The organism is Nostoc sp. (assembly GCF_036917415.1).
Taxonomy (GTDB): Bacteria; Cyanobacteriota; Cyanobacteriia; order Cyanobacteriales; family Nostocaceae; genus Nostoc.
On record NZ_JBALDJ010000083.1, the window covers coordinates 17855 to 35060 of the forward strand.

The window sequence follows — 17206 nt, forward strand, 5'->3', positions numbered from 1 at the left end:
TCCGTGAAGATTAAACTGACTACAAACTTAACGCCTCAAACTGCTGCCAACAAAGGTACAATGCACGCGGTACATGAAAACATCCTTTCCATTTGCCGCCTTTGAGGTTCAACAATACTTCTCCACGCCGATTTAGGTAGCCAAACCATTCACCATACTCAGAATCAGCAAAATGTGACCAGGCGTAATCGTGCATCTTTTGATACCATTCCCAACACACCTCACGCCCACTCAAGCGATAACCCATTGCTAATGCAACCAAAGACTCTAGGTGAACCCACCACAACTTTTGATCCCATTCCAATTGTTGTGGGGGATGACCATCTGCATCCATAAAGTAATACAACCCGCCATACTCGCTATCCCAAGCAAAATTTAGGATGTTTAGCACCACATCAACAGCTTGGTTAATAGTTTTGGTGTCGTTTTGGCGACGGGCGATGTCCATGATGAACCACATAGCTTCGATACCGTGACCTGGGTTAATCACCCGTCCCTCAAAAGAATCAATGTGGGAACCGTCAGGGGCAACGTTTTCGTACATTAGTCCCCGTTCTTGGTCGAAAAAATCGGTCATCACTTCGCGGACTGTCTCAGCTAAAACATTCTCTAGTGTTTCCTTTGGTAACAACCATTCCATTTCTAGAGTCAGGTTGGCTAAAATCATCGGTACAGCCAATGATTTCATCGGGCGTGTGTCGGGATAGGTTTTATTATATTTGCCTTTCGGGTTGTCCTTGCGGCGTAATACGTTGTTGTAAGCCTGCATTGCCACATCCTTTGCCCATTCTTCGCCACTAGCGAGTGCATATTTACTAAATGCCATCGCTGCAAAGCAATCAGAGAAGATATTGTAAGGCTGAACTAGTGGTTTCCCTTCACGGGTGAGGGCAAAGTACCAGTTACCATCGCTATCTCTGCCATGTTGGGCAAGAAAATTAGCGCCGTTGCTGGCAATTTTTAACCAGTTTTCGCGTTTTTCTAGCTGGTTGTAAAGCATAGAAAAAGTCCACACCTGGCGGTTTTGCAGCCAGATGAATTTATCTGTATCATAAATTTTACCCTCGCGATTGAGGCAGGTGAAATAGCCGCCTTGCTGCCAATCAAGAGAATATTTTTCCCAAAAGGGGAGTACGTCGTTGAGGAGGGCGTTTTTGTAAAGTTCAGCGTAGGCGTAGCCCGCCGGAGGCATCGCTTGAGAATTATACTCCATAAATTTCCTCCCCTTTTGTACCAAAACCAACAGCTTAACAGTTATCATATTTTGACTCGAACATGGAGCGTAGGCGTAGCCCGTCGTAGACATCGCGTCAGTCTTTTACAAGATTTAGTCAGCAGCAGGTATACTTCTATCTTGTATCTTGCACCATTCTCAATAACTGTAGGGTAGTTTTTTAGATATGAGGTTGTTATGAGTCAGATTGAACGAGTTGCGATCGTTGGAGGAAACCACGGTAATGAGTTAACAGGAGTACATTTAGTCAAAAAGTTTCAGCAATATCCTAATTTAATTAACAGGGCAAGTTTTGAAACTCTGGCATTACTTGGTAATCTCAAAGCTATTGAAGAAGGCAAACGATACATTGACAAGGATTTAAATCGTTGTTTCACTAATCAAGGCTTACAAAATACCCAACTCTCAAGTTATGAAGAGAGGCGGGCAAAAGCAATTCAACAGATATTGCAACCGCCAAATCAGCCTTTTGTAGATGTAATTGTTGATTTGCACAGCACAACTGCCAACATGGGCTTAAGTCTGATTTTTTGTGATATGCATCCTTTCTTGCTTCGGTTAGGTGCTTATTTAAGTTCTATCAATCCTTTAGTGAAAGTCTGTATTAACCAGCAGTCCAAAGAAAATGGTTTTCTCCGTTCTTTGTGTGAATTGGGTTTTGTTATAGAAGTTGGGGCTGTAGCTCAAAATGTTTTAAACGCCAAATTATTTCAGGAAACAGAACAGCTGATTTATGCAGTTTTAGATTATTTTGAAGGGTGCAACCAGGGGAATGTTCCGCAGACAAGCAACCACCTTACACTTTATAAATACATTCAGACTATCGATTATCCTAGAAGCGATGCCTACGGCGAGCTGCACCTACGCGGGGAAATTCAAGCCATGATTCACCCCCAGCTTCAGTTTAGGGATTATGAACCTTTGCATCCAGGCGATCCAATGTTTCTGACTTTTGAAGGAAAAGATATTTTCTATGAGGGTGAGTCTACTGTTTATCCTATTTTTATTAATGAAGCAGCTTACTATGAAAAAGGAATTGCAATGTATTTAAGTCAAAAGCAGGAAGAAATAGTTTAATTTGTTCGCCCTTCTAACTAAGACTGCAAATCAGCCAATGCAGTAAAATTGCCATCTTCTGCAACGCTGTCCCAAGCAGCAATTTCAGCTTGATACTCTGCATTTTCAACATCCTGCTTTAGCGCTGTAATCATTTCTGCTGCTAAAACTCGGCGGCGGTGTTCTGCTAGCAGTGTATTGATATATGCACTACGGTTCCCCTGTGCATACTGATCTACAAATTGCAGAATGTCTTCTTCTAAAATAATTGTGACTTTGAGCATCTATAATTAATTTTTAGTATTACTATTTAGTATGATTTTATCATCATACTAAAATTTGCTAAACTTATACCAATTCAATTAATGATTGCAACACATTCTTGGGTAAAGACGCGATTCATCGCGTCTCTACAAATGGTCTATTTGTCGTATTATTTTTTCAATTTGGTATTATACACCTGGCCTATATAAGCAAATTACAGTAAAGCGTAGACACATATTCCCTTGCGGTCAGACATCGCTTTAGTCAATTTATTTAGTTATAAAAATTAAGCAGACAAATATTTTTGGCAATTAATATCAATTTTCTGCCCGTAATAACCAAAAGCCGCTATAAGTCATACCAGAATCATCGGGTTGAACTAACAAAAAATGCAATCCTCGGCTTTGCTGCTTGCGTTGTTCAAATACTTGAGCCGCTGTTGTAACTTCTGGATCTTCAAATGTGGCAACAATCCACCTATCCACCAAGCTAGCTTCTAATATTAAGCCATCCGGTGCGCCAGAAATGTAGTTCAAGCTTACAGGACGGGCTTGCTGCAACCACCGTGCTAGGTGCATTGATTGCCGTCCACCATAAATTACTACACCAGGAACAGGAACTGTTGATGCTAAACCCAAATTGATTGGTTTGAAATGTTCTGGGATGTGCAAAATGGGAATGGGGCGATCGCTAAATCTCGTTTCTACATCACTAGCAGCTAGAGTCGCAAAACGCCATTGTTCCCCCCAGAGGTTCTCTGGTAATGGTGCTGGGGGTGGTTTATCCAGCGTTAAGGGATATTGCTTTTCTTGTAACCACTGCTTTAACGCCAAGGTGTGGCGGGTAGGTTCGACATTAATACTTAAATTGCGTCCCGCCGCCTCAATTAAGCTTAGAGATTGCGGACGAAACACCTGAATTACATCTGGCAATTTTTCACCAGCAGCTAGCTCAAGTTGAGTCGCAACCCAATTAGAATTTGCTGTTGACTGGAGACAGGTAGCTTCATATTGAAAGCTGCGAGTTGTGTCACAAATCAACAACTCCCATAAAATTTGTCCAGACGCATCTTGTGAGGGACGACGATAAAAATCAACCTGCCAAATTTTCATAATTATATGGGCATGGGGCATGGGGCATGGGGGGATGGGAGAGATCGGTGAGAGTTAAAACTGAAAGTTTTAAGTTCAGAGGTTCAAAGTTCATGTTCAGAGGCTCAACGTTGATGCTCAGAGGCTCAACGTTGATGCTCAGAGGCTCAACGTTCATGTTCAGAGGCTCAACGTTGATGCTCAGAGGCTCAACGTTCATGTTCAGAGGCTCAACGTTGATGCTCAAAGGTTCAACGTTGATGCTCAAAGGTTCAACGTTCATGTTCAAAGGCTCAACGTTGATGCTCAGAGGCTCAACGTTGATGCTAATTCTCCCATGCCCAATGCCCCAAACTTAATTTAAAAAGCCTGAATCCATTCTTTAACAGAATATTCAGTCCATATCCCATTTTTCCAGTAAGGATCGTTTTCAATTAACTGGCGCACAGTGGCTTCGTCTTCGGCTTCGTAAATCCCAAAAACTTTTGTAACATCCTTGGTGGGGCCGATGGTAATCAGCACACCGGATTCTTTCTGTTTTGCTAATCCGTCTAAATGAGCTTGACGATAGGGGGCGCGTTTTTCGATAACGTTTTCGCAGTAAGTTCCCCAGAGTACATATTTAGGCATAGCTAAGACTATTTTGGATTTTAGATTTTGCAGCCAGTGCATCGGGGAGTAAGAAATGATTAATTTCTCACTCCTAGCAAATGACAAACGACAAATGACAAATGACTAACTTCTCAAGTTAACGCCAAATTTTTCCACCAAGGCTTCGCGGACTTTATTGTGTACTGGTTCGACTTCGGCCTCCGTGAGAGTACGATCGCTAGCCCGATAAATTAAGCGGAATGCTAAACTCCGTTGTCCTTGGGGGACATTTTCACCACGATATTCATCAAATAATTCCACCGATTCGAGCAAATCTTTACCAGCTTTGGTAATTACTTTTTCAATTTCGACAACTGAAATTTTCACGGGTGCGAAAAAGGCGATGTCGCGATCGCTAGCTGGATATGTAGAATAAGGCTGGAATGTGGGGACGAGAATTTCATCTTCTCCTAGAGAATCTAAAAGCACATTTAGATCCAACTGAAAGACATAAACGGAATCTGGTAAACCTTTTTCTCGTCGCAGTTGGGGATGAAGTTGCCCAAAAATCCCCAGTCTGTTACCCCGAATCCACAGGGAAGCGGTGCGTCCTGGATGTAAGCGATCGTCGCGGCGATCGGGTTGAAATTCGATTTGCAAGCTCAGTTGCCGAAATACACTTTCTAAAATGCCTTTGGCTTCAAACCAGGTGATGGGTTCTTCGCGTCCACTTTTTGACCATTTGCCAACGGAAGTATCCCCTCCCATAATTCCCGCCAGGGCTTCTGTTTCTTGCAAACCGTCTTCTTCTTGCCAGAAAATTTGCCCGATTTCAAAACCGTTGAGGGCACCATTACCCTGCTCTAAATTGTATTGAAAGGCATCAATTAACCCAGAGATCAAATCGGTTCGCAGCGCTGAATATTCGACAAATAAGGGATTGGACAGTACTATATTTCTGTCTTCTCCTGGTTTGACTAAAGAATAGTGGATTAATTCTGTCAATCCTTCAGCCCGGAGGAAAGCTCGTAATTTGCGAATCAATTCCTCATCTAAAGGCAGATAACCAGCTTCTGCTTTTTCTGGTAAGGTATCGCAGAATTTGTTGTAACCATAAAGACGGGCGATTTCTTCAATTAAATCAATTTCTCGCTCTAAGTCGCGGTAACGATAGGGTGGAACAGAAACAGACCACGTAGGTTGATGGGTGCTATCTTCTCCTGAAGGAGTCAACTGACACCCCAATGCAGTCAGGATGCGCTCAACATCTTGTTTTTGCAGTTCGCCTGTGTCTTCTTCTAAATCGATGGGCCCCAATATCTGATTAACTCGGTCTAAACGCAGGCCGATAGAACGACTCCAAGTAGATGGATCGGGGCGGGTGTCGGCAATTTCTTGCTGGACTATAATTCCACTAGCTAATTCGCTAATTAAGGATAAGGCGCGGCGATTGGCTATTTCCAACTCAGCCCGGTTAACTCCCCGTTCGTATCTGCCAGAAGCCTCACTTCTTAACCCAACACTCCGGGAAGAACGGCGAATTGCCACGGAATCAAATAAAGCTGCTTCTAAAACTAGGCTTTGAGTACCTTCATGGACTTCTGTTTCTTCCCCACCCATGACTCCCGCCAGGGCAACAGGTTTGTCGTTAGCGGTGATTAACAAATTTTGGATTGATAGGGTGCGAGTTTGTCCATCCAGGGTTTTGAGAGATTCTCCATTATTGACGAAGCGAACGCCGATGCTTAAATTTTCACCACCTGCAACAGATTGTAGGCGATCGCCATCAAAAGCGTGCAGTGGTTGTCCCCATTCCAACAAAACATAGTTAGTAATGTCCACCACATTACTAATGGGACGTACCCCAGCCGCCCGCAAACGCTGTTGCAGCCATTCGGGAGATGGAGTAATTTTAACCTGTTCAATTACCGTACCAATGTATGCAGGACAAGCTTGGGTATCGGCAATTTTTAAAGCTAACTTTCCAGCTTTTTTGGGAATAGAGACTTCACTAGGTTCAAGAATGCTCAACTTTCCACCAGTTAAAGCTGCTACTTCCCGTGCTACGCCTACCATACTTAGAGCATCAGCGCGATTGGCAGTTGCGGTCAGGTCTAAAATTACATCATCTAAACCTAACAACGGACGAACATCACTACCCAATGGTAAATTTTCCTGGGTAAAAATATGAATTCCCTCTACATCGGTGGGCAAACCGAGTTCCTTTAAAGAACAAATCATGCCCTGAGATGGGACACCACGCAGTTTTGCAGGTTTGATTTTTAAATCAATTTTGGGTAAGTAAGTACCTGTGGTTGCCACTGGGACATAGATATCTGCCTTCACATTGACAGCGCCACAGACAATATTTAAAGTTTCACCAGTACCGATATCCACTTGGCAAACACTCAATTTATCGGCGTTGGGATGGGGTTGACGCTCAAGCACTTTGCCGATCACCACGCCATTTGCCCAAGTGCGGCGGTCTTCAATCTCTTCAACTTCAAACCCTGCCATTGTCAGGGTTTCGGCTAATTCTTCTGGACTAAGTTTTATCTCTACTAGTTCGCGCAGCCAATTTAGAGAAATACGCATGGAGTGTGCTTGTTTTAGGAATCGTCTTTTGCTCTTATTTTAGGGTGCAAGAAGCGATCGATGGCTACTCGCCCTGCAAGGCTTACCCTTTCACTTGAACAATCCTACTACGTTAGACTGGCAATGTAAAAATAAGTAAATATTGAGAATGTATCTACGCAGGGAAGTAATATCATGTCCGGTCAAAGACTTATCATTTAGACCGCAGTTCTTGCTGGGAGCAGGGAGAAAGAGACTTTTCCAATTTTTGCACAGATCCGGTAATCATAAGTGATTAACCGGACTTGATATAAGACATTATTTTTATTTGGTTGATTTTGACGTTAAACTACATAAGCCCGGATTTCTCGCTTGTGAAAAATCCGGGTGTTTTGTTTACGAAAAAAAGCGTGTCAAAGGTTGGTTATTTAGTTTCTACTAACAACAATTTTAACAATGTAGTCTTGGAGTGCGATCGTCTGTCCGCTGATTGGGTACGGGGAAACCTTTATCAATTTCACCGAATATTTATCTGAAAGTTGAATTGGTAAAGGATCGCGACCTGGGATCAGAGTTAGCATTAATGTTGAAAGTTGCTTTCCATTTTTTATGATGTCTAATCCAATAATAACTTGCCCTTGCCAAATACAAGTGACATTAGAAGGACACCGAGAATCCTGGATAACTTTTGAAAATTTGATTTCAATATTTTCAGTGGTGAGGTAAGCTGTCTTTCCATATCTAAGATAAAATGGAGTATCTAAAGTAGTTCCAACTCTAGCCATCAATTGTTGATGATTACCTTGAGCAATTGATTGGGCTTCGATTTGTGAAGGCTTGATATTTGATAACATTCCATAGCTAGGAAGACAATTTACTCCACTAATAAATGTTAAGATAACTGCTGCGCTCACTACACTTTTCATTTTTATACTCCATAGTCATGAATTTTTATTATTAGTTGAGCCAGAAAGCAGGCTTATAAATTATTTTGTTTTCTGCTAGAATGAAGCTTCAAAACACAAAACGCAATTAGCTAACTTTTGTGCGTAGGCGCAGCCCGTCGTAGACATCGCTTCTTGCATAACCATTACGATTGAGAGCCATTTGGTTTCTCACACTTAAGCTAAAATACCATAGAACCAGCAATCTAAATACACAAGCTTTTTTCTGATTTCAAAAACTTCAACAGCGCTTTTCAAAGAATTTGTTGCTTAATTTATCTTGGAAGATTCATTCTAGTTTTACTTTCTAGCATTATTACTGCATATTTTAGCAATTATTACATTATGTAAAAGGGACATTATTTTTTCTCTGTTCTCAACAAGCCCAGTTTTTTGCGATGAGCAATGACCACGATTTCACAAGGCGTAGCCTATCGTAGACATGGCTTTGAGACTTGGAAAATAAATCAAATGAGAAATGCTGATTTTTTCGTTGGTTCTTAACATTGGTTGCGATCGAGAGTAATTTAGATGCGTTTGCTCTGGCGATCGCAGAACTTGAATCTCTTAGGACTTACGCAAAAACTCTCTGAAACTCTTGTTCCTTTGTGTCCTTTGCGTCCTTTGCGGTTCGTTTTTTCATGATTTTGCGTAAGTCCTGTCTCTAAAACTCGATAAAATCTCACAAGTAATATTTTGCCACTCAACAGACTACAAAAATCAAGCTTCACTCTTTTTTGTAGTGTAATTGCATTGCATTGGTTTGTAGTACTCAACAGAGGTAAATTTCCCCTGTTTGAGCCGAAAAATCACTACTAAAACTGCCTCTAAAGCATTCCCCATAAAGATTATTGGGCAATTTTGCTGAAATCTGCCTGAACAATATCAAAAGAATGGCCAATCCAATCTAAATTTTGTTCATTTGAAATGTAAATCTGATTTTGTACACTTTTGCTAAGTGTGCTACTTGCTGTTTTATTGGGAACATCCCTATTTGGCAAGAAGATAAAAGCCAAAAAATGCTTTCATTCATGTCATTGCTCTTCCTCTTGATGGAGGAATTTCAGTTTGAGTAATTTGAGTAATAGGAGTTTAATTCTAATGGCAACTTCTGACAATAGCAATCAAACTGCTGAACCACAAGGTACTAGCAACAATTCAACTGGTAATGGCAATTTTTCTTTCAGTGATGGCAAATGGCAGTCCACCGATGGCAGCAGTTTAGATGGTGGCGGTAGCTTTGGTGACGCTGCTAGCGGTAGTAATATCTTCGCTTCCTTCATTGGTGGTGGCAACTCATCAACAATCAGTGAAGATGGAAAGTACGCCTACAATTACGAGCGACCACTCGACGAGCGGGCTTTGACTGATACTAATAATCCGTTCAATCAACTGATTGGAGTCCTTGGCGGTGATACCAGCGCATTAGGTGGTAGCAACCCCTTTGCTAGTGGTAATGCATCTGGTGGTAGTGCCTCTAGTGCTAACAATACCGCCGCTAGCGGCAACCTCCCTGGTAACTTACCATTTGGCAGCACTCCCCCCTCCAAGGAAAGTGGTAGCAACCTACCTGAAACAGGCAACGCTTTACCTGTACCTTATAACAGCGACAACTGGATATTTGATATTCAAAACTTAGATGGTGCAAATGCTACTGGTAACAGTGGTCAAGGTAACGGCAACTGGTTATATGGTAGTAACAACACAACCGATGGTAATGGTAACTGGAATTTTGGTAGTAGCAACACAACCAACGGTAACGGTAACTGGAACTACAGTGATGGTGGCAAAACTGAAGGTAATGGCAACTGGAGCTTTGGTAACGATAACACAACCGATGGTAATGGTAACTGGAACTTAGGCAATAACAACGACATCTTTGGTAATGCCAATACACTCCCTGGTAGTAACAACAACATCCTTGGTAGTGGCAACACTGCTAGTGTAAGTAACAGCAATCTCCTTGGAAATCGGATTGAAGCCAGTGGTGATGGCAAAACACTCGTTGGTAATGAAGGCTGGAATTTTTCTGTTAGTGGTGGACTGATATCGCTAGGTAGTACTACGCCTAACCAAGCTATCGGCACTGATGTCAGCAGTTTACTCAGCAGTCCTGACCTTGTAACATCCGCCATATCAAATCCAGGCTACAACAACCCGAATTATGATTTCTCTGCCATATACTAAAACTTTGTAGCAGACAGAAGCTAGTTTTTGCATTTGGCGGCAGAATTCAAAACCGCTAATTTCTGGTATTACCACATGAGTAATAATTGCATCCAGACGATAATTTATTGCCTTGCTCATTCCATCTTTGGCATTATAAGCTTTAATTACCGTATGTCCACTGTCTCTTAAAAAGCTATTGATTAACTCCAACTGAGAAGGAGCATCTTCAACAATTAAAATTGTTGCCAGATTTATCTTCATTAGCTCAAATTCGTGAGATTTTATGGTTAATTTAAGTCAAATGCATAAAGACTATTTTCAGCAATTCGGCACGAGTAAATGGTTTGGTTAGGTAACCAGAGGCCCCAACTAATTTTGCTTTTACTTTGTCTACAATTCCTTTACTACCAGTGACAAAGATGATGGGAGTCTTTTGAAATATAGAATTATTTCGTATAATTCGGCACAACTCATAGCCATCAATTCCTAGCATATTTAAATCCAACAAAATTAAGTCTGGTTTGTGCCTTATAATTGACAAAACGGCTTTCACTGGATCGTTAATAGTCACTACAGAAAAATTTTCATTTTCTAAGAAATAACTAATTTCTTTAAGAATTGTGGGGCTATCATCTACAGAAACAATTTTATGGACTTTTTGTACTGTTACAGTAGCAGCCGTTACTCTTTGGGAAGCAGGATTTATGTTATTTGATGTTGTTGGTTCCTGAAATTTTTCTTTTGAAGGAGTAGAAATATGTGGTAATCGCTGAACAGGAACTATTTTCTCTTCAGGAATATTTGGGTAAGAATTTACAGTGGTACTTAGTTCTTGTTTGGTGTCAATTAATTCTGAAATCAATTTTGAGAAAAGCGGTCGCTCCTCAAAAATCTTTGGTAATTTATCAAATGGTGGATCGGGTTCATGGAGGATAATCGCACCCTTAAGGATGTAAGGGTATAAATTGCGAGCTAGTTGAATTTCATCTTGATTCAAAATTGCAGCCAGATGACAGAGGCTAAAACCCTTCATCCAGTTAGTTAAATCTGGCTGGAGGTCTAGTAAATCTTGGTTATCAAACTTGTTATTAATCAACAGATATGGACGTTGATATGGAGAAGAAATTTTGGGTACAAAAGCCTGCCAATTCTGTAATCTTACTTGGCAATGGTCGAGAACTTTTTCTACATCTAGCCTGCAAATTTTTAGCATTCTATCAACTGGTTTTGTTAATTCATAAGTACCTTCTTGGATGAGCAAAAATGATTCAATTACCTCTTTAATTAATTCTTGAACCAGCAGTGCTGCTTGTGTAGAATGTAGATGTTGTTGACTAACAAGCCAGGATATAGCCTGATACTCAAGAGGGTAGCTACTCGAATTAGTGTCATCTTTGATTAACTGACTGTGTGAGTCAAGTTCAAACATCAGTCGTACTTGCACGCGAACCTCATTAGTAAGGAGTGGAATTTGCTGGCTGAGGCGTCGCAAATGGCGTTCTAGTCGATCAAAAGGTTCCACGGAATGGGTAGCGTAAGTTATTTTGCCCTGTTCTAAGTAAATCGACCAAGAAACTGAGTTACTCAATACTTGTAAACAAGTACTGTCGGAACAATTGGATAATTGTCTTAACAAACTTAGAGGACGTAGTTTGGTGAATGTACCTGAGTAATTCATATTTTTCAAGTTTTTTGCGGAATCAACAACTGAACATTTGTAGATTGAAAATATGAGCTATAAAGTATTCTTTTCTTTCTAATATTTTTCTAACCACAAATTATTTATTTGAAAGTATGTACATATATTAAAAATTGTAAGTTTTTTAAATTGTTTGTTACATTTGGCACATTTAACTTAATCTATCTCAAAAAACAAGTAGGTATGAATAAAGGTAAACATCTATCATAGCTAGATTATCAGTCGATGTTGGTTAATTCTAGATTTTACCTACTACTGACAATTCTTGAGTGAATACCTTAATAACGACGTTTATTTATACCCACTCACTTTAAGAGCCAAATTTGATTCCAAGTTCGCGCAGTTACACTGGTATAATTCTAGAGTTAACTAGCTTAATTATGGTTAATTACTCTTCCTTAAAGAAACGATTTTTCTACATAAAATCTTTAAAAAATTATCTAGGAAAGTTTACGTATTTATTGTAATGTAGGTTTAATGGATATAACTTTTTGGTAGATACATTACAACAGGTAATGCTGGGTTTTGATAAACTCTTTTTTGCTAAACTAAGCTGTGCTCGAGTTCATCTTAAATATATAGAGTATATAGAGAACTTCATGAAAATAATTTGTTTAATAAAGATTAGAGCATCTACCACTAGATACTATATTCTGTAGTCGCCTCGGCGATTGGATCTATATACTCTAAGTAAAGGAAAATAAAGCTTTGGACTTTAACATAACACAAAAAGTTATGCATGATACATTAAGACTTGATGAAGTAGTAGAATTTGCTGAGAACCCAGAACCACGTTGTCCTTGTGTACTTTTATTAGACACATCTGGGTCGATGCAAGGAGAGCCGATTGAGGCTTTAAATCAAGGTTTATTAAGCTTAAAGGATGAATTAGTCAAAAATTCTTTAGCCGCTAGACGGGTGGAAGTGGCGATCGTCACTTTTGATAGTAATATCAATGTAGTACAAGACTTTGTGACTGCCGATCAATTCAATCCGCCTATTTTGACAGCACAGGGCTTGACTACAATGGGTGCGGGAATTCATAAAGCTTTGGACATAATTCAAGAGCGGAAATCTCAGTATCGTGCCAATGGGATTGCTTACTATCGACCTTGGGTATTTATGATTACCGATGGAGAACCCCAAGGCGAGTTAGAGCATATAGTAGAGCAAGCATCCCAGCGCCTACAGGGAGATGAGGCAAACAAGCGGGTAGCATTTTTCACAGTTGGAGTAGAAAATGCGAATATGACGCGTTTAAATCAAATAACTGTACGTACTCCCCTAAAGCTCAAAGGATTAAATTTTATCGAGATGTTCGTCTGGCTGTCAACTAGTATGTCAGCTGTTTCTCATTCCCAAGTAGACGAACAGGTAGCACTACCGCCGATTGGTTGGGGGACTGTTTAATTAAAAATTGCAGCTTGATGTTTACACAGCTAGCTGCTAGAAAAAAATCTATGAAAATATCAAATCAGATTGCTCAATGGCGGATTGTGGCTGCGTCTGTATGTGGTACAAGTCACTTAAAAAACAATCAATTATGTCAGGATGCTCATCACTGGCAGATATTGTCAGATAATGTTTTCGTGGCGGCCGCAGCAGATGGCGCGGGTTCTGCTAGCCTTGGGAAAGTGGGAGCGATGGTTGCTGTGGAGACAGCAATAGAAAACATTTCTACCAAAGGGCTAACCCGAAAAACTTTGAGTGATGATACATTGGTGCGATCGCTCTTAAATGATGCCATATTCGCCGCCAAAAAAGCTGTGGAAGATGAGGCAGCTACTTGTGAAAAACAGCCTCAAGATTTAGCAACAACCTTAATTATGCTGGTTGCCACACCAGAAGTTGTAGCTGTGGTACAGATAGGTGATGGTTTGGCAGTGGCAAAAGATTGTATGGGCAACCTGTTGGCACTGACTATGCCTGACAGCGGTGAATACATCAACGAAACCACTTTTTTAACTTCGCCTAATGCCTTAGATACAGCACAGATGAGACTATGGCGCACAGACATAGTAAACGTTGGTATCATCACCGACGGATTACAAATGCTGGCTTTGAATATGGTTGTTGGCGAACCTCACAAACCATTCTTTTTTCCGCTGTTTGAATTTGTCGCCAATACCGAGGATAAGACAGAAGCGAAGGAGCAGTTAGTAAAATTTTTACGCTCAGAGCGGATTACGCAACGCACTGATGATGATTTGACACTCATTATAGCCGCATTCAACGACTTGTGAGCAATCAATCTACAGGTTTCACATCTTACAATAACTCCCGTTAGCGGTAATTTCATTATGCAGGTACTACGTTGTTCCCCTAAAAAAGAAATCCTCAGCCTCAATGTCAGTTTGGGGCGTGGGGGTGAAGCTTGCGTTTATACAGTGCCATCCGATAGCAATTTGGTGGCGAAGATTTACCACAAGCCAACCACTGCTCATGCTGATAAACTCCAGGCGATGCTTGCTAACCCGCCAGAAAACCCTACGGCTAGTTTGGGGCATATCTCTATCGCTTGGCCAGAGGATTTATTACGGGCGGCAGATGGCAAAAATATCATCCTGGGTTTTTTGATGCCACGTATTCAGGGGATGCGTCCAATCATCGACTTTTACAACCCCAGAACCCGTCGCCAACACTGCCCCCTATTCAACTATCAGTACCTGCTCCGCACGGCTCGTAACCTGGCGGCAGCTTTTGCCGCTTTGCACGCTAGTGGATATTGCATTGGTGATGTGAACGAATCCAATATCCTCGTCAGTGACACCGCACTGGTGACTTTGATAGATACTGACTCTTTCCAAGTAATCGACCCAAACAGTAATGTTGTTTATCGCTGCCCAGTAGGTAAACCAGAGTTTACTCCCCCAGAACTACAGAATAAAACTTTTGCCCAGCACGATCGCGAAATCTCTCACGATTTATTTGGGTTAGCGGTGCTAGTATTTCAACTCTTAATGGAAGGCACCCACCCATTTTCGGGGATTTTTCAAGGTGCGATTGAGCCACCACCTTACGAAGCACGCATTGCATCGGGTCATTTCACTTACAGCGAAAAGCGTTATGTACCCTACCTGCCGACACCCATTGCCCCCCCTTGGGAAATTCTCCATCCCAGCTTACAGGAACTATTTGTCCGTTGTTTTGAAGAAAGTCACAACAACCCACAGTTGCGCCCCAGTGCCCAGACTTGGCTCTCAGCAATCGCTGAAGCCGAAGATTCCCTGATTACCTGCACGACAAATCCCCAGCATCGCTACAACAACCACATGCGTAGCTGTCCCTGGTGCGAACGTACCGTGCGATTAGGCGGACGCGACCCCTTTCCATCACATCGGGCTATAGAAGCTAGAGAACATCTCCAACCGCGAATCAAAGCGAGAAAGCGCTACACTCAGACACCGCATTTTCCCCAGCGAGGCATGTCACCGCAGCAGCTAGTTAATTACTGGCAGCCAATAATGACTCCCAGCGGTTCATATAAACCTTCCAAAAAGTCAAAGTTGTACCCGATTATTTGTTGTTTGCTGGGTTTTGGTTTATTGGGATATGCAGACGTAATGATTAAATTTACTCAGCCATTGGTTTCCCAAAATGCTTACACCCAACAAACAATCAAGTCTCCTAAGCCAAATAATAAACTCAGCTTCGCTGATTCTTATCAGCAAGGTTATATTGCTTATAAAGAGCGAGACTATGACAAAGCAATTGTCAACTTTAGCCAAGCAATTGAACAAGAACCGACACATGCTAGAGCAATTGTAAATCGTGGTAATGCCCGCTATAACCTGAAAGACTACGAAGGAGCAGTTACAGATTATAGCCAAGCTCTGAAAATCAATCCCAATCAAATCAAAGCTCTGGTAAATCGGGGCAATGCCCGCTATATGCTCGCCGAATATAGCAACGATCCCGATAAAGAATATAATCTAGCGATCGCTGACTATAATCGAGCCATCGGTCTGGATAATAATGAAATTGAAGCTTATGTCAGACGGGGGATTGTCCGCGCCCAAATGGCTAAATACAGCGGCGAATCTCAACAAGTTTACAAAAAAGCGATCGCAGATTTTACTCAGGCAATAAAACGTAATGTCTCTAAAGCCGAAGCCTACTTCCAGCGGGGTGTCGTTTATTATCAAATTGCTCAATATAGCAGCAATTATCAGCAAGAATATAATCAAGCGATCGCTGACTTTAACCAAGCATTAACTCTAAGCCCCAAACTAGCAAAAGCATATCTTAAACGAGGTATGGTTCGCTATGAACTGGCACAATATGGTGGTAGTGAAGCTAACAAAAACCAGACAAAAGCTGTCGAAGATATACAGGCATCTGCCAAAATATTTCTTGAGCAAGATGACATGGATAATTATCAGCAAGCACTTAGCAATATGTGCGTAGTTGTAGAAAACAAATGTGATCCTTTATTCCAAGGCTCAATTAATGGGGAGAAAACTAACTAGAAACAAGTAAGTTTTGTTACTAGCATATTATTGGTTTTGATTTCAAAAATCAAGCCTGACTAGGGTTAGCGCCAGCTAATCCTAGTTATTTTATAGGTGACATTTTTATTTCATTGAGTAATTTATTTATATATTTATAGATATTCATAGAGCTTTTATATAGAAAAGATTTTAATTTATCTTACCTTTATAATTTCATCGCAAATTACAGTTAGATTATTGACGGAGAAGCAGAAATCAGAAATACATTTTTCTCCCTTTAAGTGCATCCTCTTCATCTCGAAAAAGTCAAATAATCATATCCCTACAAATCTCCGAGGTAATTGCATGAAAGCGGTGATTTTGGCTGGAGGTCTTGGTACACGCCTCAGTGAAGAAACCAGTATTAGACCCAAGCCGATGGTTGAGATTGGTGGTAAGCCAATTCTCTGGCACATAATGAAAACATACTCTGCCCACAGCATTAATGATTTCATCATTTGTTGCGGTTATAAAGGTTACATCATTAAAGAGTATTTTGCTAACTACTTCTTACATATGTCAGATGTTACCTTTGACATGCGCTTTAACCAGATGAACGTGCATTCTGGTTATGCTGAACCTTGGCGCGTCACCTTAGTAAATACGGGTGATAATACAATGACAGGCGGACGCTTAAAGCGAATCAGCGAACATCTTGGTAACGAGACTTTTTGCTTTACTTATGGTGATGGTGTTAGTAATATTAATATCACCGAGCTAATTAAGTTTCACAAAGAACAAAATAGCTTAGGAACACTTACTGCTGTTCAACCAGCCGGACGTTTTGGTGCTATTTCTTTAGGATATGAGCAAACCAAAATCACTAGCTTTCGGGAAAAACCGGAAGGTGATGGAGCTTGGATTAATGGTGGTTATTTTGTGTTAGAACCAGAAGTAATCAACTTAATTGCTGATGACTCTACGGTATGGGAGCAAGAGCCATTAGAAAAGCTAGCTGATATGGAACAGCTATCTGCTTTTAAACACGATGGGTTTTGGCAACCAATGGATACTTTACGTGATAAAAACTATCTCGAAGGGCTGTGGAAAAACAATCAGGCTCCTTGGAAGGTATGGCAAGAGAAAAGTTAGGA

Annotated in this window: 15 protein-coding genes; 6 read left to right on the forward strand and 9 right to left on the reverse strand. The window is 41.0% G+C overall.

Going from position 1 to position 17206, the window contains the following annotated elements; translation table 11 throughout:
* Positions 1-19 precede the first annotated feature (19 nt).
* Positions 20-1213 (reverse strand): AGE family epimerase/isomerase, encoded by a 1194-nt coding sequence (locus V7K41_RS17575; RefSeq protein ID WP_334850134.1) that lies wholly within the window; start codon positions 1211-1213, stop codon positions 20-22.
* Positions 1214-1411: 198 nt separating this feature from the next.
* On the opposite strand from V7K41_RS17575, the gene V7K41_RS17580 reads away from it, so the two are divergent.
* The gene (locus V7K41_RS17580; protein ID WP_334850136.1) at positions 1412-2311 is read left to right on the forward strand and encodes an aspartoacylase; all 900 of its coding nucleotides are present in this window, start codon (positions 1412-1414) and stop codon (positions 2309-2311) included.
* A gap of 17 nt (positions 2312-2328) precedes the next feature.
* On the opposite strand, the gene mazE is transcribed toward V7K41_RS17580, so the two are convergent.
* From mazE to V7K41_RS17610, 6 genes are all read right to left on the reverse strand, one after another.
* Positions 2329-2574: a type II toxin-antitoxin system MazE family antitoxin gene (gene mazE, locus V7K41_RS17585; RefSeq protein WP_334850138.1), complete on the reverse strand. Its 246-nt coding sequence runs from the start codon at positions 2572-2574 to the stop codon at positions 2329-2331.
* Positions 2575-2871: 297 nt separating this feature from the next.
* Positions 2872-3666 carry a Tab2/Atab2 family RNA-binding protein gene (locus V7K41_RS17590; RefSeq protein WP_334850140.1) on the reverse strand — a complete coding sequence of 265 codons (795 nt, stop codon included), beginning with the start codon at positions 3664-3666 and terminating at the stop codon, positions 2872-2874.
* On the reverse strand, positions 3647-3928 hold the full coding sequence (locus tag V7K41_RS17595) for a hypothetical protein (protein ID WP_334850141.1): 282 nt from the start codon (positions 3926-3928) through the stop codon (positions 3647-3649). Before V7K41_RS17595 ends, V7K41_RS17590 begins: the two co-directional genes overlap by 20 nt.
* Before the next feature lie 77 nt (positions 3929-4005).
* Positions 4006-4275, reverse strand: a complete 270-nt coding sequence (locus V7K41_RS17600) for a YciI family protein (RefSeq protein ID WP_334850143.1) — start codon at positions 4273-4275, stop codon at positions 4006-4008.
* Between the two features lie 105 nt (positions 4276-4380).
* Complete coding sequence (gene pheT / locus V7K41_RS17605; RefSeq protein ID WP_334850145.1) at positions 4381-6831, reverse strand: phenylalanine--tRNA ligase subunit beta; 2451 nt, start codon at positions 6829-6831, stop codon at positions 4381-4383.
* Positions 6832-7238: 407 nt separating this feature from the next.
* The gene (locus tag V7K41_RS17610; RefSeq protein WP_334850147.1) at positions 7239-7736 is read right to left on the reverse strand and encodes a hypothetical protein; all 498 of its coding nucleotides are present in this window, start codon (positions 7734-7736) and stop codon (positions 7239-7241) included.
* 1119 nt (positions 7737-8855) lie between these two features.
* On the opposite strand from V7K41_RS17610, the gene V7K41_RS17615 reads away from it, so the two are divergent.
* Positions 8856-9941: a hypothetical protein gene (locus tag V7K41_RS17615; RefSeq protein ID WP_334850149.1), complete on the forward strand. Its 1086-nt coding sequence runs from the start codon at positions 8856-8858 to the stop codon at positions 9939-9941.
* Here the strand turns inward: V7K41_RS17615 and V7K41_RS17620 are convergent.
* Together V7K41_RS17620 and V7K41_RS17625 are read right to left on the reverse strand one after the other, a co-directional pair.
* Positions 9891-10184, reverse strand: coding sequence for a response regulator (locus V7K41_RS17620; protein WP_334850151.1), 294 nt, complete (start codon positions 10182-10184; stop codon positions 9891-9893). The genes V7K41_RS17615 and V7K41_RS17620 overlap by 51 nt on opposite strands.
* A 31-nt stretch (positions 10185-10215) precedes the next feature.
* Positions 10216-11601 carry a response regulator gene (locus tag V7K41_RS17625; protein ID WP_334850153.1) on the reverse strand — a complete coding sequence of 462 codons (1386 nt, stop codon included), beginning with the start codon at positions 11599-11601 and terminating at the stop codon, positions 10216-10218.
* A gap of 756 nt (positions 11602-12357) precedes the next feature.
* Between V7K41_RS17625 and V7K41_RS17630 the strand changes: the two genes are divergently transcribed.
* The 4 genes from V7K41_RS17630 (at position 12358) to rfbF (ending at position 17204) form a co-directional block, all read left to right on the forward strand.
* A complete protein-coding gene (locus V7K41_RS17630) occupies positions 12358-13032 on the forward strand; it encodes a vWA domain-containing protein (RefSeq protein WP_292750552.1) in 675 nt (224 codons plus the stop codon).
* A gap of 50 nt (positions 13033-13082) precedes the next feature.
* Complete coding sequence (locus V7K41_RS17635; RefSeq protein ID WP_334850155.1) at positions 13083-13865, forward strand: PP2C family serine/threonine-protein phosphatase; 783 nt, start codon at positions 13083-13085, stop codon at positions 13863-13865.
* Between the two features lie 57 nt (positions 13866-13922).
* A complete protein-coding gene (locus V7K41_RS17640; RefSeq protein WP_334850157.1) occupies positions 13923-16091 on the forward strand; it encodes a tetratricopeptide repeat protein in 2169 nt (722 codons plus the stop codon).
* 327 nt (positions 16092-16418) lie between these two features.
* Positions 16419-17204 (forward strand): glucose-1-phosphate cytidylyltransferase, encoded by a 786-nt coding sequence (gene rfbF, locus V7K41_RS17645; RefSeq protein WP_334850159.1) that lies wholly within the window; start codon positions 16419-16421, stop codon positions 17202-17204.
* The last annotated feature ends 2 nt before the right edge of the window (positions 17205-17206 follow it).